Below are 18,259 nucleotides of genomic sequence, written 5' to 3' on the forward strand. Positions count from 1 at the left end.
AGGCGATGACGTCACAGGTAACGCCGACGACCACCCCGGAGGTGTCAGTCCTTGATCGGCAGGTCGAGCGTCACCGTCGTCCCGGGGCCGTTCGTCCGGGCCTGGAAGTCGAGCGTCCCGTCGAGCTCGCCGAGCACGAGCGTGCGCACGATCGACAACCCGAGGTTCCCCGAGGTCTCCGAGTCGAAGTCCTCCGGCAGCCCCTTGCCGTCGTCCGAGATGACGACATGCAGCCGTCCGACCGCCCGGTGCGCCTCCAGGTCGATCGTCCCCGTGGCACTCTCACCGTCGCGGGCGCCGAAAGCGTGCTCGACCGAGTTCTGCATCAGCTCGGTCAGCACCATCGCCAACGGAGTCGCGACTTCGGAGTCCAGGACGCCGAAGCTCCCGCTCCGCCGGATCTCCACCGACGTCGCGACCGTCGACACGTCGGCCACCATCGCGGCCACCCGGTCCGCGACGTCGTCGAAGTCCACGTGCTCGTCGAACGACTCCGACAGCGTCTCGTGCACGATCGCGATCGACCCGACCCGCCGTACGGCCTCCGCCAGTGCGGCCTGTCCCTCGGGGACCGTGATCCTTCGTCCCTGCATCCGGAGTAACGCGGCGACGGTCTGCAAGTTGTTCTTCACACGATGGTGAATCTCCCGGATGGTCGCCTCCTTGGTGACCAGCTCCCGCTCCCGGCTGCGCAGCTCCGTCACGTCCCGGAGCAGGATCAGCGCGCCCACGTGCTCACCGCCGGCCCGCAGCGGGATCGCGCGCAGGAACAGCGTCGCGTCGGCGTTCTCGATCTCCAGCTCCTTGGCGGCCCGCCCGGTCAGCACCGAGGCCAGCACGTCGTCCACCTTGTGGCCGGTGTGCAGCAGTTCGCCGGTGACGTCCTTGAGCCGGCTGCCGACCAGGTCGGTGACCAGTCCCATCCTTCGGTACGCCGACAACGCGTTCGGGCTCGCGAACGTCACCATCGCGTGCCGATCGACCCGGATGCACCCGTCCCCGACCCGGGGCGTGGTGGACAGCAGCCGCTCCCCGCCGTACGGGAAGATGCCGTCGGTGATCATCCGGGCCAGGTCGGTCGCGCTCTGCAGGTAGGCGATCTCCAGCCGCGAGGGCGTCCGGACGCCGAGCAGGTTGGTGTTGCGGGCGATCACCGCGATCACCCGGTCGCCGCGCCGGACCGGGATCGTCTCGACCCGGACCGGGACGTCGTCGCGCCACTCCGGATCGCCCTCGCGGCAGATCCGGCCGCCGTCGTAGGCCTGGTCCAGCAGCGGCCGCCGGTCGCGCGGGATGAAGCTGCCGACGATGTCGTCGAGGTACGCCGTCGGCCCGGTGGTCGGGCGCATCTGCGCACCGGCCCAGAAACCGAGGCCTTCGGTGTCGGGCAGCCAGAGCACCAGGTCGGCGAACGACAGGTCGGCCAGCATCTGCCAGTCCGAGACCAGCAGCTGCAGCCGGTCCAGGTCGGCGGAGTCCAGGGTCGTGTGGTTCCGGGCCACGTCACTCAGCGAGGGCACGCCGTCGAGCCTAGTCGCTGGACCCGGCTCGACAGATTTGCGCATTGGGTGTTGATTGATCTGTGCCGATCTGTGTCTGGTGAGCGCTGTAGCTTGAGCGATAGCGGTGTCCAGGTGCGTGCATCGCGGTGCTTGGGCAGTGCCCTCGATGCGGAGCATCGTGGGCACTGGCCAAGTGCCGCGAGGTGCGTGCCTGGGCGCCGGTAGCGCCAAGCTACAGCGCTCACCAGACACAAGGGTCACGAGTGAAAGGATGGCTCGGTGGAGTCGACGTCGTACTGGCAGGACGTGATGGCCGCGGACTATGCGGTACCCCACGACCGTGCGCTGACCGACCTCACCGAGGAGCTCGTCCGGGGCCTGGCCAGTACGAACCCGCAGATCCGCGACGCCCTGGCCTACCCCACGCTGGCCACCTGGCTCGAGCGAGGCGTGTACGACGACCTGCTGCCCGGTTTCGGTGACGGCCTCTGCGCCGGCCTGAACTACGGGCTCGGCGAGGACGGCACCGACACGGTCTTCCGGCGCTCGTTCACCGCGCTGACGCTGGCCGAGGTGATCCACCGCGACAACGCCGAGTTCCTGGTGCACGACGAGGTCGTGATGCGCTGGGGCGACCGGCTGGCGACCTGGCTGCTGCGCGAGCGTGACCTGCGCGGGTACGTCGCCGACTGCGGCTGGGCGCACGCCGTCGCGCACGGCGCCGACGCGATCGGCGCGCTGGCCCGCTCGCGGCACTGCGACGCCGGCGTGCTGCGCGCGCTGCTCGACGTACTGGCCGACCGGATCGTCAAGGACACGCAGTACCGCTGGGTGCACGAGGAGCACGACCGGGTCGCGCACGCGGTGATGACGATCCTCCACCGCAACATGCTGACCAGCGACGAACTGGAGCGCTGGCTGAAGCCGGTCGCGGCGACAGCGGCCCAGCAGCCGATGATGCACGAGACGCTGCCGGAGTGGCCGACGCCGAACGTGTTCAACGCCCGCGGCGTGCTGCACGTCCTGCTCAGTCAGCTCGCGATCGGCGTGAAGGGCTTCCCGATCCCCGGCGACGACGACCTGTTCGGCCGGCCGATCGAGGCCCGCGCCGACCTGCTGCTGATGGTCACCGAGGCCGTCCGCGCCTCCCAGCCGTACATCTACCGTCCGGCCCCGGGCTCGAGCTAACCCGCCTTCGCGACAGCCACGGCCGCGACCACCGCGCGGTGGTCGGTCCCGTCGATCTCGTACGTCTTGAACCGGCTCGGCTCCACGCCGGCACCGGCGACGACGTGGTCGATCTGCGTCCGCGCGAACGCCGGCCGGTCCGCCGGCCAGGTCCCCTGCAGGCCCTCCCCCACGGCCGGCCCGACGCTGCGGCAGTTCTTCCCCAGCGCGTCCCGGAAGTCCGCGTGATCGGTCGTCGCGTTGAAGTCGCCCGCGACGATCGTCGGTACCTCGGACGAGCACCACTTCCGCAGTACGACGAGATCCTGCTTCCAGGCGGTCACCTCCGACGGCAGCGGTGGGTACCCGTGGTAGGCGATCAGCCGGAGGTTGCCGAGCGTCCCGCCGGTCACCACGATGTGCCCGAACCGCGTCGTGGTCTGCTGGACGACGCCCGCCTGGTCCGGCTCGGGCTTGCCGGTCGGTGGCTCCGTGCTCGGCACCGCGGCGTTCACCCGGCCGGGGTCGAGCGTTTCCGCGGTGAACTCCACCTTGCCGAGCGTGGCCGACACCAGCACGCTGGTCGCGCTCTCCGGCGCGGAGTTCGCCTGGACCGTGTACCCGTGGTAACCAAGGCCGGTGAGCTCCTCCTGGATCCGCTCGCGGACGTCGACCTTGGCCTCGGGCAACGACACGAGGTCGGGCCGCTGTCCCCGGATCAGCTTGGCGACCTGTTCGGGGTCGGCGCCGCCGCCGTACACGTTCGCGACCATCACGGTCAGTGCTCGCGACCCGGGCTCGGGCGGCTCGGGGTCGGAGATCGCCCGCGGAGCCGCCAGCGCCACACCCGTCAGAGTGAGCAGCAGCAACAGGGCTCCCAGCAGTCGCCACCGCAGCAGCAAGAGCAGGCCCACCACCAGCGCGACGACGAGCATCTGTGGCCGGAAGGCGACGAGCTGCGGGAACGGCGTCACCTCGTCCAGCCCGAACAGCTCCGGATAGAGCGGTACGGCAACCACCAGCAGGACGAGCGTGGACAGCACGACGCTGCGAACCCGCCAAGCGGTTTCGTTGTCCATCGGTGGCCCCCTACATCTAGTGCCTGTCTATGAACGAACGGTAGCGTTCACCGTTGCGCCAGCCTGTGTCCCCGAGGAGGTAGCTGTGTCCAAGCTGTCCGCGGTGAGACCCGCGTACTGGATCGCCGGCGTTCTGCTGGCGGCTTCAGTCGTGGTGCCTCTCCTGGTCTCCACCTATGCCAAGGACGAACCCCGGTTGTGGGGTTTCCCGTTCTTCTACTGGTACCAGCTGCTGTGGGTGTTCATCTCCGCGATCACCGTGAGCATCTCGTACTGGCTGGTGATCGGCGTGGAACGGAAACGACGCGCGGCCGAGGGCCTCGGCGGAGTCAAGGAGGGTGACCGGTGAACGACGTCGACTGGGTCCAGCTGATCATCGTCGTGGTGATCTTCAGCGCGGTGACCGTGATGGGCTTCATGGCGGCCCGCTGGCGCAGGACCGGTGAGCTGGACAGCCTGGACGAGTGGGGCCTGGGCGGCCGCGGCTTCGGCACCTTCATCACCTGGTTCCTGCTCGGCGGCGACCTCTACACGGCGTACACCTTCATCGCGGTCCCGGCCGCGATGTACGCGACCGGTGCGATCAGCGGCTTCTTCGCCGTTCCCTACACGATCGTGGTTTACCCGATCATCTTCGTGTTCATGTCTCGGCTGTGGTCGGTCTCGCACCGCAACGGCTACGTGACGCCCGCGGACTTCGTCGGCGGCCGGTACGGAAGCCGCGGCCTGTCGCTGGCGGTGGCCGTCACCGGCATCCTCGCGACGATGCCGTACATCGCGCTGCAGCTGGTCGGCATGCAGGCCGTCTTCGAGGTGATGGGCCTCGGCGGGGACAACCTGCTGGCCAAGGACCTGCCGCTGCTGATCGCGTTCGCCGTGCTCGCGGCGTACACCTACTCCTCGGGTCTGCGGGCGCCGGCGATGATCGCGTTCGTCAAGGACGGTCTGATCTACCTGGTGATCGGCGCCGCGATCCTCTACCTGCCGGGCCAGCTCGGCGGCTGGGACAGCATCTTCGACGCGGCCCAGACCAAGATGGAGACCGTGCCTCCAGGGGCGAGTCAGCCGGTCGGCTCGTTCATCCCGGGTGCGGCCGGCTACTCGTCGTACTGGACGCTGGCGCTCGGTTCGGCGATGGCGCTGTTCATGTACCCGCACTCGGTCACCGCGGTGCTGTCGACCAAGAACCGCAACGTCGTCCGGCGCAACGCGGCGATCCTGCCGGCGTACTCGCTGCTGCTCGGCCTGCTCGCGCTGCTCGGCTTCATGGCGATCAAGGCGAACGTCGACATCAAGGGCCTGGACGGCCTGGCCAACCCGCAGCTGGCGATCCCGCGGCTGTTCGACCAGGAGTTCCCGGCCTGGTTCGCCGGGATCGCGTTCGCGGCGATCGCGGTCGGTGCGCTGGTGCCGGCGGCGATCATGTCGATCGCGGCGGCGAACCTGTTCACCCGCAACATCTACCGCGACTTCCTCAAACCCGACGCGACACCGGCCCAGGAGGCCAAGGTCTCCAAGCTCGCGTCGCTACTGGTGAAGTTCGGCGCGCTGGTGTTCGTGCTCGGGATGGACAAGACGATCTCGCTGAACCTGCAGCTGCTCGGCGGGATCTGGATCCTGCAGACCTTCCCGGCGATCGTGGTCGGCCTGTTCACCCGGTGGTTCCACCGCTGGGCACTGCTGGCCGGCTGGGCGGTCGGCATGGTCTGGGGCACGATCAACGCCTACAACGTGGTCAACCCGGCGACCGGCAAGCACTTCGGTGGTTCGCTGGCGATGATCCCGTTCACCGACACCAAGGCCTACATCGGGCTGACCGCGTTCGGGCTCAACCTGATCGTGGTCGTCGTCCTGACGCTGGTCCTGCGGGCGCTGAAGGTGGCCGAGGGCAAGGACTCCACGCACCACAGCGACTACCTGGCCGACGCCGGGGACCCGGGCGTGAAGGACCTGGACGAGCTGCTCGACGAGGGTGGCGCGACCGCCAAGTCCTAGTACGTCGTACGGCGGGCGGTCCTTCTCCGGAAGGGCCGCCCGTCACGCTGTGCGGTGAGGTCGACACGCTCGGGAGTCCGACGGTGCCCGGATTCGGGCAACCCGCGGGGCAGAATCGCCAGGGTGCTGCTGGTCCTCCTCGTTCTGGTGCTGGCCGCCGGGGCGGCGTTGCTCACCGGTGGCCGCCTCGTCGCCCTCGCCGACAACGGCCTGTCCGGCCTGCACTGGCTCGTAGCCGCAGCGACCGGCCAACTGCTCGGCTCGGTCACCGGCGGCATCGCATACCCGGTCGGCCTGCTCGGCTCGGCGATCTGCATCGCGGTGTTCCTGCGGCAGAACCTTCGCCGTCCCGGCGTCGCCCTGCTCGCGCTGGGCTTCATGGCCAACGCTTTGGTCGTCGTACTGAACGGCGCGATGCCCGTCTCCCGCGACGCCCTCGCGCAAGCCGGGCTGCGGTCCTTCGCCGAGAGCCCTCGCCACGAACTCGCCGACTCCCAGACCCTGCTCCCCTGGCTCGGCGACGTCGTACCGGTCGCTCTCCCCTGGATCGGCCAGGCCGTCAGCCCCGGCGACGTCCTGATCGCCGCCGGCGCCGGCCTCCTCCTGTACGCCGGGCTCGGCGGCACCGGCCGCGTCCCGACCGACAGCACCCCGACCTGGGCCGACCTAGAAGCGGAACCCGCGCCCGACCACCCGACGCAGTGACTCCACCACCACCGGGTCGTACTCCGCCCCGATCCCCAGCCCGATCGACTCCATCGCCTTCTCCGGCGACTGCCCCGACCCCTCCCCCACCAACTGCTCGTAGGCCAAGGCCACGTTGACGATCCCACTCTCCACCGGAATCTGCGAGTTGTTCGCCCGCCCCTGCCGATAGGGATCGTTGGAGTGCCGCACGATCTCGGCCACATGATCCAGCACACCGGACCGCTCGATCACCGAGGCCCCGATCTCCGCCGCGTGCTGCCGCTCAGCCCTGGTCCGCAAGAGCGAAGCGCCACCTGGACTCGGATCCGCCAACGCGAGCTGGCCGACACCGGACAGCAGGGCGGCGTACTCGAGAGCTTCCATCCGATCGGGACGAAGCCCGAGGTCGTTGCCGATCGCCACCGCGAGACCGGCCGTCCTGGCGTTCTGCCCGGGACTGCTGAAGCCGGCGATCTCGGTACTGCGGGCCATCGACCGCACCGTCGTACGGTAGGTCCGCCGCGCGGAGGCGAAGCGCCGGAACGCGAACTGCGTCAGCAGCAGCGGCACCACGACGAGCGGCAGCCCCCACAGCCCGATCAGCGAGGTCCCGATCGCCAGCAGGATCGCGCTGATGCCCATCGCCATCCCGATGCGCGCCGCCATCACGACCTCGTCGCGCAGCGCCGAGGGAAAGGGCTGGTTGAGGGTCTCGGTCGCCTGCCCAGCACCGATCAGCGCGTCGACGGTCGCGGCGGCCAGGACGGCGAGCAACATCACCCCGGTCAGGGCGACCGTGTGCGCCGCGGAGCCGCTCCAGTACAGATCCCCTGGTACGACGGCGGTGAAGACCGCCGCCGCGCAGGCCACCGACAGGACCCGGCGGCAGGACACCACGAGATCCCAGCGCAACCCCACGAACATCCGGGGGACGACTCCGGCCAGGGTGGCCAGTCCGGTCACCGCGACCACCTGCGCGACGTCCGGGGGAATTCCGACCTCCGGCGGCCGGAGCAGCGCGTACCCGAGGGCCGCACTGGTAGCGATCGGCGCGCGGTTCCGGCTGCTGTCGACACGGAACTGGACCATCTCGCCGACCGCGATCAGGACACCGAACGCCAGTGCGTACTGCCATTCGGTGATGCCGTTGCGGATCGTCACGCCCAGCGCGGAGACGCCGAGCACGGCGCCGGCCAGCAGGATCACGAAGCCGCTGCCGACCAGCCGTGGCACGCTCGTCTCGGGATCGGTCATCACGACTCCGTCGGTCCCGCGGCCGAGCCGGAGGCACCACCGCTGGTGCCCAGGCTGAGGTCGTCGTGATCGATCCCGGCCTTGACAGTGCCGTCCGGAGCGGGCTGGTCGGCGGCGGCGGCGGTCCAGCCCTCGGCCCGGATCACCTGGACGAAGTCCGCGACCAGGTTCGGGTCGAAGTGGGTGAACCGGTCGGCGTGCAGGATCTCGAGGGTCTCCTCGATGCTGCGCGCGGGCCGGTACGAGCGGGTCGAGGTCAGACTGTCGAACGCGTCGACGATGCCGATGATCCGGGCGAAGTACGGGATGTTCTCGCCGCTGAGGCCGGCCGGGTACCCGGTGCCGTCGTACTTCTCGTGGTGGTGCAGAACGGCCGACTTCACCTCCTCCAGGAAGGGGATGCTGCCGATCAGCTCGACCCCTCGCGCGGGGTGGAGCCGGATCGCGTCCATCTCGAAGTCCTCCAGCCGGCCGGGCTTCTGGATGATCCTGGTCGGCACCCCGACCTTACCCACGTCGTGCAGGAGCCCGGCGTGCTCGAGGGCCTGCTGCCGGTCCTCGCCAAGCTTGAGATGCCGGCCCAGCATTCCGACACCGGTGCTGACCCGTTCGGAGTGGCCCCGGGTGTAGAGGTCCTTGGTCTCGATCACCTGGATGAACGCCCGCATCGTCGCGGCCTGGGCATCCCGCTCGGCCTGGTACAGCGACAGCGTCCAGCGCGCGACCAGCAGCGGTACGACGACCAGCAGGATCGCACCAACCCCGAGCCCGCCGATCCAGACCACAGCGAGCAGCACTCCGAGCAACCCGTACCCCGTCAGTGGGAGCACGGTGGGCGCGGCGACCTTCCGCAGGAAGGTGAGCGGCGACGTGGCGCCGTGATCGAGCCAGAGCACCAAGCACATCAGCAGCGCGTTCGCCGCCAGCCAGGCGATGATGGCGGCCGTCGCCGCGATCAGCGCACGCCCAGGCGACTCGAGCACCTCAGCCCTGCGGCCGCCGCCCATGCCGACGTACACGCCGGCGGCCGCGGTCGCGCAGAGAACAGCCTGCGCGCCGTTGAACACCCGCCGCATCAGCGGGAGCCGACGATCCTGCGTCAACGGCAGCAACACCGAGACCACCACAGCCGCGGCAGGACCGGACAGCAGGAACAAAGCGATGTGAACCACGTAGTCCAGCGAGGCCCGGACCGGACCGACCCGGGACCGGAGCAGCACGCCAACCAGCAGCAGCAGACCAAGAGTCACGGTGGGGACGTCCGGCCTGGCATGAATCAGCGCGATCACAAGCACCACAGCAGCGACGCCAGCACTGGACGCCACCGTGATTCGGAGCGGCCAGCGGCTGTTCACTCGCAAACCTTATCCTTCACCACTCCCAGCCGTCACTACCCATCATGCCCGTCACCTCCAACCAGCAATTTGCGTCTTGAGCCCCGCTACCGGCAGGGCACAGGGGGCAGACAGCACATCGCTGACTAGTCATAAGTTTGCTCATCAGGCGCGCCGCGAAACACTGTAGGGCAGCGCCTGACACATCGCACCGCACTCGTGAACCTGACGGGTATGAGAGACTGTGACTCTTTGCAGTTGTTTCTAGGAGGCTTTCAAATGGGTAAGACCGGCCGCAAGCGCCGTGCGCGCAAGAAGAAGGGCGCGAACCACGGCAAGCGCCCGAACGCCTGAACACAGGCGGTCACGGACAGCAAGGACCCCGGTAATTACCGGGGTCCTTTGCAATTTGGTCACATATATCCACAGGACCACCTGCCCACAGGTCTTGCCTTCGGAGCGTCAGCCAACGGCTACTGAACGCTGATATTCAAACACTTGCTTCGGGAGTGCCGTCGACAACGCAGTGGTCTGTGGAAAACGCTCCCACGGTGTCGGTCCCAGCTCCTACAGTTGGGGTGTCGACCGCGTGTGTACCGCGGACCACGGGGAGCGACTGGAGGTGGGCCGGAGATGGCATCCGAGGCGATGCTCGGGGAGCTGCTGCGCGAGTTCAGGACGGCGGCCGGGCTGACCCAGGGTGCACTCGCCGAGAAGGCCGGTCTGAGCGAGCAGGCGGTCAGCTTGCTGGAGCGCGGCACCCGCCGGCGACCACGCGTCAGTACGGTCCGCGCCTTGGCCGAGGCGCTTGGCCTCGACCCTCAGCAGGAACAACGTCTGAGCGCGGCCGCCAAAGGATCTGGCACACCCCAGCCGGTCCAGGCCGCCACCGAGCTCTCCAGCCTGATCGTTGCTCCGCGCCAGCTTCCACCGACGCTGGCCGATTTCACCGGCCGCGGCGCGGAGCTCGACACGTTGCTCTCCACACTCGTCGGCGAGCAGCACACCGGGATCGTGCGGATGGCGGCGGTGACCGGCATGGGTGGAGTCGGCAAGACGTCCCTCGCGGTGCACGCCGCGCACCTGACCGTGGACCACTACCCGGACGGACACCTCTACATCGATCTGCGCGGCTACGGCCCCGGCGAGCCGATTCAGCCTCGCGACGCGCTGACCCAACTTCTGCGCTCCCTGGGGTTCGACAGCCAATCGATCCCCGAGACCGTCGACGAAGCCGCCGCGCTCTACCGGTCCCGGTTGGCCGGGCTCAGGATCCTCGTCCTGCTCGACAACGCGAACGGCGCCGCCCAGGTCCGGCAGTTGCTGCCGGGAGCACCCGGAGCGGCCGTGGTCGTCACCAGCCGCCGGAGCCTGACGACGCTGCCCGGCTTCGTCCAGGTCCGGCTGACGCCGTTGACCGAGTCCGACTCGATCAGCCTGCTGGGCAAGATGGTCGGAGAGTCCCGAGTGGCCACCGAGACCGCCGCCGTCCGGACCATCAGCCGACTCACCGGGCGTCTCCCGCTCGCCGTCCGGCTGATCGGCGCCCGCCTCGCGGCCCGGCCCGCGTGGCCGATCGAGCACGTCACCGATCAGCTCCGCGACGAGCAACGCAGGCTCGACGAGCTCGGGACCGGCCACAACGGCGTACGGTCGAACATCGCTGCCTCGGTGGAGTTCCTGGCGACCAGCGACCAACTCGTCGAACGCCAGGCCGCAACGGCACTGGACTTCCTCGGCCTGCCGAACGGCACCGAACTCGTCACGATCACCACAGCACACCTGCTCGGCGAGTCGGAGCATCACACCGAGGAGATGCTGGAGCGACTGGTCGACCTCAACCTGCTCGAGTCGACCGCACCCGGGCGCTACCACCTGCACGACCTGATCCAGGCCTACGCACGGGAGCAGTCAAGCCAACGACTCTCGGAAGGAACCCGTACGGACGCCCTGTCCCGGGTGCTGGTCTTCTACACCGGCCTCGCCTGGCGCTGCCAGCAGGCAACGCATCGGGAGGGAAGCCGCCTGGCCATGGCCGGCGACAGCCTGCGGACCGTCCCGGAGGTCACCGACGTCAACGCGGTGCTCAGGTGGTTCGACACCGAGTGGACGAACCTGACCGGAGCCTTCCACCAGGCCCAGCGGATTCCCGCACTACGCTCGCTGTTGCCCGAACTCACCCTGGCGCTGTTCGGGTACTTCGAGGCTCGAGCCTCGTGGACCGAGATGCGTGCTCTGCTCGTGATCGGGCGGCAGATCGCCGGCGAGCTGAACCAGCAGCGTCTGGCGGCCTGGCTCGAGCACGACCTCGGCATCCCCTCAGCGGAAGAGAACGCCCGGGAGGAGTCGTTGACGCACTTCCAGGACGCCTTGACGCTGTTCCGCGAGATTGGCGACCCGATCGGCCAGGCCCGCGCCGCCAGTTCGGTCAGCCATCTCCTCGAGCAGCTCGGCCGGCTGGACGAGGCAGTGGAGTCCGCCGAGGAGTCCTTGGAACTCAGCCAGCGGATCGGAGATCACGCGCTCGAAGGCCTGAGCTACCTCGCCCTCGGCACCTTGTACAGCCGGCGTGGTGACACCGTCCTGGCCGACCGGGCCTTCAACCGTTCCATCGCGCTGGCCACCATGTCCGGCAGCGAACGCTCGCTGGGCAAGCGCTACCAGGTCGCCGCGGACTCCCACGCACTGGCCGGGCAGCTCCCGCAAGCCGTCGAGCTGATGACCAAGGCATTGTCGACGTTCGAGCGGCTCTCGGACGAGAACGGACGCTCGGAGAGCCACAGCCGCCTGTCCACGTTCTACCTGGAGCTCGGCGACGTCGCCGAAGCCCGCCGGAACGCGGAGGCCGGCGCCGCGCTGGCCCGTGCCCTCGGCAATCACCAGCGCGAGGGCGAGGCTCTCATCGCGCTCGGGAAGATCGAGCAGGCCACCGAGCAGTTGGGCGCTGCCCGCACCCACTGGCGTGCTGCGGCGACTCTGCTGCACTCGCAGTCGCCTCATCAAGAGGCCATCGCGCTAACACTGCTCGCCCAGACGGAATGACGCGACGACCGCGCACCCAGCGGGTGCACGGTCGTCGGTGGTGCTGCGGGCCCGGCGTCAGTCCGTGGTCGTGGTTTCCACGCGGACCTCGGTCAGGCGGAGGAGGATCTTGGCGCGCAGCGCGTCGGGGGCCTGATCGTCGCCGCAGGAGCGGTGGACGAGTTTCTTGATGCAGCGTTCGAGGTCGTACTGGTCGAGGCAGGGGGCGCACTCTTCCAGGTGGGTGCGGATCTCGTCGCTGCTGGCGTCTTCGAGTTCGTTGTCGATGAAGACGTACACACGCTGCAGGATCTCGCTGCAGTCGACGTCGTGGTGCTCGCCGCAGCTCACGACTCCTCCTCGGTCTCTGCGCTGTCGGCCGCAGGGATCAGGCCGCGGTCGCGGGCGTAGTCGGCCAGCAGTTCGCGCAGCTGGCGCCGGCCGCGGTGCAGCCGCGACATCACGGTGCCGACCGGAGTCCCCATGATCTCCGCGATCTCCTTGTAAGCAAAGCCCTCGACGTCGGCCAGGTACACCGCCAGGCGGAAGTCCTCCGGGATCGACTGCAGGGCCGACTTCACGTCGGAGTCGGGCAGGTGCTCGAGGGCGACCGCCTCGGCCGACTTCAGGCCGCCAGGAGTGTGCGACTCGGCAGCGGTCAGCTGCCAGTCCTCGATCTCCTCGGTCGGCGACTGCGTGGGTTGACGCTGTCGCTTGCGGTAGCCGTTGATGAAGGTGTTGGTGAGGATCCGGTACAGCCACGCCTTCAGGTTGGTGCCGGGCGTGAACTGGTGAAACGAGCTGTACGCCTTCGCGAAGGTGTCCTGGACCAGGTCCTCGGCGTCGGCCGGATTACGGGTCATCCGCATCGCCGCGGCGTACATCTGATCGAGGAAGGGCAGCGCCTCGCGCTCGAAGCGCTCGGTCCGCTGCTCGGGAGTTTCGGTGGTCGTCGGAGTCGGCATCGTGATCGAGAATACCGGGGCGACCCCAGAACTCCGCGCTCTGTCCAGGCTCGTTACCGTCATGTCTTCCACAACACACCCCGCGACGGGGTCATTCCCGTCAGCCGGAGACTTCGCGGGACACCCATTCGAAGACCGCCTCGACCAGGACCTCGTACGACTCCTGCTGCGTCAGCTCGGCCCTTTTCGGCACCTTGAAGCTGTGGTCGGCGTCCGGTACGACGGCCATCTCGGTCAGCGGCGGGAACTCCTCCGGCGTACCGAACGGGTCCTTCTCCCCCTGCACGACCAGCGTCGGCAGCCCGGCCGCCTGGAGCTCGTCGACTCGCGACTTGTCCGGCTTGCCCGGCGGGTGCAGCGGGAACGACAACGCCAGTACGCCGGACGCGCCAAGCCCCGTCGCCGTACGGCAGGCCACGCGCGCGCCCGCGCTGCGGCCGCCGAGGACCAGCGGCGTACGGATCCGGAGCTGTCCGATGATCGCGATCCAGGACTCGTCCAGGATCTTCGGCGCCGGCGCCAGCTTGCGGCCGGCCCGGCGCCAGGGCTGCTCGATCAGGAACACGTTGATGTCCTGCTTCGGCAGCCGGGCCGCCAGCGCGGCGAGGTCACCGGCCTCGATCCCACCCCCGGCGCCGTGACCGAGAGCCAGGGTCGCCACCGGCCGCCGGGCCCGGTGCGCCACGATCCGCGCCTCACCGTGCGGCGTCGCCACAATCCGTTCGTCGGTCACGGGCCTCATCCTGTCACTCCCGCGCGCCCGCGACCGTCCTCCACACCCGGCGCGGCCCGAGACATCCGTCCGCACTCCGAGCATCCGTCGACCACGGCGCGGCGCGGGCGCGGGGGGCAGCGCGGGGTCAGAACAACGGATTGTCCTCCGCCGCGGTCGGCGGGCCGGGGCGGTCGGCCGGGTCCTCGCCGTCCGGTGGTAGCGGGTCGACCAGGTGTGGGCCGTTGTTCTTCACCGAGCTGACCGCCTTCGACACGGCGTACGCCTCGAGCCGTCCGGGGGCGGCCGGGATCAGCAGCTCCAGCAGGTCGTCGGGGTCGGACGACAGTGGGTCGAGCCAGGCGTCGTACCGGTCGCGCTCGACCAGCAGCGGCATCCGGTCGTGGATCTGGCCGAGGTCGTCGGTCGCGGAGGTGGTGAGCACCGTGCAGGTCCACAGCCAGGCCGCGTCGGAGTCGGCGTCGGCGACCGTCTTGTCGCGCCAGATCTCGTACAGCCCGGCCATCGCGAGCACGCCGCCGTCGGTCGGGCGGATGAAGTACGGCTGCTTGACCGGCTTGCCGTTCTTCTTCTGCTCGGTCTCGTACCACTCGTAGTACCCGTCGGCGGGCAGCAGGCAGCGCCGGGTCGCGAACGCCTTCTTGAAGGCGGGCTTCTCGGCGACGGTCTCCATCCGGGCGTTGATCAGCCGGCTGCCGATCGAGGTGTCCTTGGCCCAGGACGGCACCAGCCCCCACTTGACCGTGGTCAGCTTGCGGACCACCGCGTCGGGCTGCTCGCGGTTCTTCCGCTCGACCACGGCGACCACCTGGTCGGTCGGCGCGACGTTGAAGTTGTCCGGCAGCTCCTGCACGGACTCCTTCACGTTGCCCGCGGCGATCTCGAACTCGACCACCAGGTCGGAGGGGTCCCGGCTGCTCGCGTAACGGCCACACATGACAGTCAGCCTAACCACCGGCACCGACAGTTCGCCGTACGGCGGAACGCGCGGCGGCGGTGGATCGCCGACCCCGTGATCGGCGATCCACCGCCTGCTCGATGCGCCCGGGCATCCCCCTGTAGACGTCCGGGCGCAAGTTTCAGCTCCGGGTCAGCCCCGGGTGAGTTCGTCGAGCAGCCGGACGGCCATCGCGTCGGTGGCCGGCAGCCCCTCGATCCAGATCCGGGCCAGCTGCGGCTCGTCGGTGTCGAGCCGCCACTGGGTGATCAGCGCTCGGACCGTCGCGACCTGGTCCGGCAGGTTCGGCTCGCGATCGACGAGCGCCGCCGCGCGGTGTGTGCCGAGGCGGCCCAGTACGTCACCGCCGGCGAAGACGATCCGCAGGCACTCCGCGACGTCGACGAGCCGGAGCTCGCGGTCGAACGGCGTGGTGCCGGGCGGGTTGAGCGGCTCGACCACCACCAGTGCGTGGGTCGCCGGTACGGAAGTTCCACGGAGATCGGCCTCCCGGTAGATCTCGCCGAGCCGGGACCGCAGGTGCGCCAGGCTGGACAGCCCGGTCAGCGGATCCTCGCAACTCAGTGAGTGCAGGTAGATGAGTGACGCTTCGGCCCAGCTGGAACTGAGTGCGCGTACCGCGGCGAAAGCCGGCTCGCCCCCGGCGATCGAGCGGTACAACGCACTCAGTCCATCCAGTGCCTCGAGCAGCGAGACTCCGTCGGCCGCCAGCCGGCGACCCACCTCGTCACTCGCAGGCACGACGTCGGCCCCGTCCTGGAGCGCCTCGGCGATCGCGAGGTAGGCACTCCGGTCGGGACCAGCTGTGCCGTGCGGCTCCCTCCTTCCGCACGGTTGCCTGGGCGACGACGCTTCCGGCCGGTCCCGGGCGAGCGACCCCGCCAGGTTCGGACCACGCAGCGAGTCGAACCGCCGGCGGATGTCCGCGTACAACGACATGACCCTCCTCGACGCAGTCCTTCAGCCTCCCGACCAGGTGGCCGGAAGCGTCGTTCTGAGGGAGAGACAGCGCGATGACGGGTTCATGACGCAGATTTCGGAGAATTTTTCTCGTAACCTCGGACCGGTCCCCGTCGTCAGGAAAGGTGCGCCGATCCGTCCCATCTGGGAGTCTTGACCTCGGCAACTAAGTGACAGACGGTGACGAAGCGATGACAGCAGGGGGAGCGGCCTCGATGGAGGAAGTACCGAGCGACGCGGAGCTGATCGCGCGCGTGCGTTCGGGCGACCTCGAGGCGTACGGCGAGTTGTTCGCGCGGCACCACCACGCCGCCGAGCGGATGGCCCGGCAGCTGGTGCCGGCCAACGACGCCGACGACCTGGCCAGCGACGCGTTCGCCAAGGTGCTCGATGCCCTCCGCAACGGTGGCGGGCCGGACGTCTCGTTCCGGGCGTACCTGCTGACCACGGTCCGCCGGGTGCACGTCGACCGGATCCGGGCCGGCCGCAAGGTCACCTCGACCGACGACATCGCGGCGTACGAGCGGGAGCCGCAGGGGTTCGACGACCCGACGGTGACCGGCTTCGAGAGCGGCGCGGCGGCGAAGGCGTTCGCCTCGCTGCCGGAGCGCTGGCAGGCCGTGCTGTGGCACACCGAGGTCGAGGGCGAGAAGCCCGCGGCCATCGCTCCCCTGCTCGGCCTGACCGCCAACGGCGTCTCCGCCCTGGCCTACCGGGCCCGTGAGGGTCTGCGGCAGGCGTACCTGCAGCAGCACCTGGCCGAGGTCGCCGGCGACCGTTGCCGCTGGACCACCGAGCGCCTGGGCGCCTACGTCCGCGGCGGCCTCACCAAGCGCGAGAACCGGAATGTCCGCGAGCACCTGGACGACTGCGCCAAGTGCACCGCGGTCTACCTCGAGCTGGTCGAGGTCAACAGCGCACTGCCGGCACTGCTCGCTCCGGCCCTGCTGGGCACGGCAGGCCTGGGCTACCTGGCTGCCGCTTCGGGCGTCAAGGTCGGACTGGTCGGGTTCTTCGCGGCCGGCTGGCAGAAGGCCACCGAGAACAGCACCCGTACGGCGCTCAGCGCCGGCGGCGCGGTCGTGGTCGTGGTCGCCGCGGTGATGGCCGCGCTCGCACTGACCGGCGGCGAGACGCCTCCGGCGGCCATCGACCAGCCGACCAACCAGCCGACCCAGCAGCCGCCGCCTCCTCCCCCGCCGCCTGTGCCCCCGACGGTCAAGCCGCCGACGCAGAAGCCGCCGGCGACTCAGCCGACGCAACCGGAGCCGACCCAGCCCGCGCCGACCCAGCCGGACCCGACCACGGCGCCGACCAGCGCGCCCACGAGTCAGCCGACCACGCCGCGGCCGACGCCACCGTTGCCGACCACACCGATCCTGGACGAGGGTCTGCTGACCATCAGCCTGCCCACCGGCGGCGGTAGCCCTTCGGCCGGCGGGCCTGCGATCGGCGGGGGCAGCCCAGCGGCGTACGGGCCGTTCAACCGGAGCGTGGCCGAGCGGGAGGCCGGCCTGCGGGCCACGGTCTCCATCAAGGTCCCGGCGAACAACACCAACCCGGTTGTCATCGGCATCAAGTTCGGCAACGCGCTGCGGTGGCCACTGAGCGGCAACCCGGCCGGCTGGACCTGCGCCAAGGCCGCCGACGGCAAGAGCGGCAGCTGCACGGCCGTCGACCCGGGGGCGCCGCCGACGCTCCCGATGACGTTCGCCGAGCCCACCGGCGGCTCGGTGGCCGACCGGACGTTCACCGTCTCCGGCAAGTCCGGCCGTCTGTACGACGACGACTCCGCGACGCTGATCGCTCCCCCGCGCCTCGACGAGAACCTGCTGAAGCTGGCGGTCCGCAAGACCGACCCGGACCGCTACTTCCGCACGATCACCGTGGCCCCCGGCACCGACCGGACCGGCGTCACGCTGAAGCTCACGTACGGCGCTTCGCTGGACTGGCCCCTGGCCGCCAACCCGAACGGCTGGAAGTGCAACCCGTCGGCCAGGACCTGTACGTCGACCACGCCGGCCAAGCCCGCACCGCTGCCCGCCGACTTCGCCGTACCGGACGGTGGCTCAGCGGCCGCCCGGACGTACACGGTGACCGCGACGGCCGGACTGCTGCACGACACCGACTCCGAGACGCTGGCACCGGTCCGGCTGGACGAGTCGCTGCTGCGGATCCTCACCCCGGACCCGCACAACGACCCGAACCCGTTCGTCTATAACAGGTTCCTCGACCTGAGCGGCACGACCGGTCCGGTCACGCTGGAGATCTCCTGGGGCAAGTACGTCACCCTGGTCAGCTACATCTCCAAGGGCTGGACCTGCTCACGATCGACCGACGTACGGCGGGCCACCTGCTCGACGGACCGCTACACGAAGTCCCTGAACACGGAGTGGGCCGCCTGGCCGGGCGCCGGGACGAAGAACCAGATCACCGTCAAGGCGGTCACCCCGGGCCGGTACGACACCGACACCGCGCAGATCCCGCCGACGAAACACGGCAAGCGCTAAACGGGTTTGGCGTCGTACGGCCTTCGCCCTAGGCTGGACACGTTCGCGCTGACGGAACCGAGTAGCCCCGGACACCTGTGGTCGAGAGAGTCGC

General features: G+C 69.5%; 16 protein-coding genes. 7 read left to right on the top strand and 9 right to left on the bottom strand.

Annotated features, from left to right (window positions below):
* Positions 1-44: 44 nt before the first annotated feature.
* Positions 45-1,520 (bottom strand): histidine kinase N-terminal domain-containing protein, encoded by a 1,476-nt coding sequence (locus HDA39_RS18615; protein ID WP_184796679.1) that lies wholly within the window; start codon positions 1,518-1,520, stop codon positions 45-47.
* Positions 1,521-1,781: 261 nt separating this feature from the next.
* Here HDA39_RS18615 and HDA39_RS18620 point away from each other — a divergent pair, with 261 nt between their 5' ends.
* Entirely contained in the window at positions 1,782-2,690 is a 909-nt protein-coding gene (locus HDA39_RS18620) for a DUF2785 domain-containing protein (protein ID WP_184796681.1), read from the top strand.
* Here the strand turns inward: HDA39_RS18620 and HDA39_RS18625 are convergent.
* Positions 2,687-3,748: an endonuclease/exonuclease/phosphatase family protein gene (locus HDA39_RS18625; RefSeq protein ID WP_184796683.1), complete on the bottom strand. Its 1,062-nt coding sequence runs from the start codon at positions 3,746-3,748 to the stop codon at positions 2,687-2,689. The genes HDA39_RS18620 and HDA39_RS18625 overlap by 4 nt on opposite strands.
* A gap of 85 nt (positions 3,749-3,833) precedes the next feature.
* Between HDA39_RS18625 and HDA39_RS18630 the strand changes: the two genes are divergently transcribed.
* From HDA39_RS18630 to HDA39_RS18640, 3 genes are all read left to right on the top strand, one after another.
* Positions 3,834-4,097 carry a DUF3311 domain-containing protein gene (locus HDA39_RS18630; protein ID WP_184796685.1) on the top strand — a complete coding sequence of 88 codons (264 nt, stop codon included), beginning with the start codon at positions 3,834-3,836 and terminating at the stop codon, positions 4,095-4,097.
* Positions 4,094-5,743 carry a monocarboxylate uptake permease MctP gene (mctP, locus tag HDA39_RS18635; RefSeq protein ID WP_184796687.1) on the top strand — a complete coding sequence of 550 codons (1,650 nt, stop codon included), beginning with the start codon at positions 4,094-4,096 and terminating at the stop codon, positions 5,741-5,743. Before HDA39_RS18630 ends, mctP begins: the two co-directional genes overlap by 4 nt.
* A 123-nt stretch (positions 5,744-5,866) precedes the next feature.
* Positions 5,867-6,448: a DUF5317 family protein gene (locus HDA39_RS18640; protein WP_337925794.1), complete on the top strand. Its 582-nt coding sequence runs from the start codon at positions 5,867-5,869 to the stop codon at positions 6,446-6,448.
* Here the strand turns inward: HDA39_RS18640 and HDA39_RS18645 are convergent.
* Both HDA39_RS18645 and HDA39_RS18650 read right to left on the bottom strand, forming a co-directional pair.
* Positions 6,410-7,684 (bottom strand): HD-GYP domain-containing protein, encoded by a 1,275-nt coding sequence (locus HDA39_RS18645; protein ID WP_184796689.1) that lies wholly within the window; start codon positions 7,682-7,684, stop codon positions 6,410-6,412. The genes HDA39_RS18640 and HDA39_RS18645 overlap by 39 nt on opposite strands.
* A complete protein-coding gene (locus tag HDA39_RS18650) occupies positions 7,684-8,982 on the bottom strand; it encodes an HD-GYP domain-containing protein (RefSeq protein WP_337925795.1) in 1,299 nt (432 codons plus the stop codon). Before HDA39_RS18650 ends, HDA39_RS18645 begins: the two co-directional genes overlap by 1 nt.
* Before the next feature lie 315 nt (positions 8,983-9,297).
* Here HDA39_RS18650 and HDA39_RS44120 point away from each other — a divergent pair, with 315 nt between their 5' ends.
* The gene (locus HDA39_RS44120; RefSeq protein ID WP_369759046.1) at positions 9,298-9,372 is read left to right on the top strand and encodes a 50S ribosomal protein bL37; all 75 of its coding nucleotides are present in this window, start codon (positions 9,298-9,300) and stop codon (positions 9,370-9,372) included.
* 279 nt (positions 9,373-9,651) lie between these two features.
* Entirely contained in the window at positions 9,652-12,060 is a 2,409-nt protein-coding gene (locus HDA39_RS18655) for an XRE family transcriptional regulator (protein ID WP_238356088.1), read from the top strand.
* 57 nt (positions 12,061-12,117) lie between these two features.
* Here HDA39_RS18655 and rsrA read toward each other — a convergent pair whose 3' ends face one another.
* The 5 genes from rsrA to HDA39_RS18680 form a co-directional block, all read right to left on the bottom strand.
* Entirely contained in the window at positions 12,118-12,390 is a 273-nt protein-coding gene (rsrA, locus tag HDA39_RS18660; RefSeq protein ID WP_184796691.1) for a mycothiol system anti-sigma-R factor, read from the bottom strand.
* On the bottom strand, positions 12,387-13,004 hold the full coding sequence (locus HDA39_RS18665) for a sigma-70 family RNA polymerase sigma factor (RefSeq protein ID WP_184796693.1): 618 nt from the start codon (positions 13,002-13,004) through the stop codon (positions 12,387-12,389). The genes rsrA and HDA39_RS18665 overlap by 4 nt, the downstream gene beginning before the upstream one ends.
* 100 nt (positions 13,005-13,104) lie before the next feature.
* Positions 13,105-13,746: an alpha/beta hydrolase family protein gene (locus HDA39_RS18670; protein ID WP_184796695.1), complete on the bottom strand. Its 642-nt coding sequence runs from the start codon at positions 13,744-13,746 to the stop codon at positions 13,105-13,107.
* A gap of 118 nt (positions 13,747-13,864) precedes the next feature.
* Positions 13,865-14,674 carry an SOS response-associated peptidase gene (locus HDA39_RS18675; protein WP_184796697.1) on the bottom strand — a complete coding sequence of 270 codons (810 nt, stop codon included), beginning with the start codon at positions 14,672-14,674 and terminating at the stop codon, positions 13,865-13,867.
* 153 nt (positions 14,675-14,827) lie between these two features.
* Positions 14,828-15,634 (bottom strand): hypothetical protein, encoded by an 807-nt coding sequence (locus tag HDA39_RS18680; RefSeq protein ID WP_184796699.1) that lies wholly within the window; start codon positions 15,632-15,634, stop codon positions 14,828-14,830.
* 236 nt (positions 15,635-15,870) lie between these two features.
* On the opposite strand from HDA39_RS18680, the gene HDA39_RS18685 reads away from it, so the two are divergent.
* On the top strand, positions 15,871-18,165 hold the full coding sequence (locus tag HDA39_RS18685) for a sigma-70 family RNA polymerase sigma factor (RefSeq protein WP_184796701.1): 2,295 nt from the start codon (positions 15,871-15,873) through the stop codon (positions 18,163-18,165).
* Positions 18,166-18,259: the final 94 nt, after the last annotated feature.

This window comes from Kribbella italica, assembly GCF_014205135.1.
GTDB lineage: Bacteria > Actinomycetota > Actinomycetes > Propionibacteriales > Kribbellaceae > Kribbella > Kribbella italica.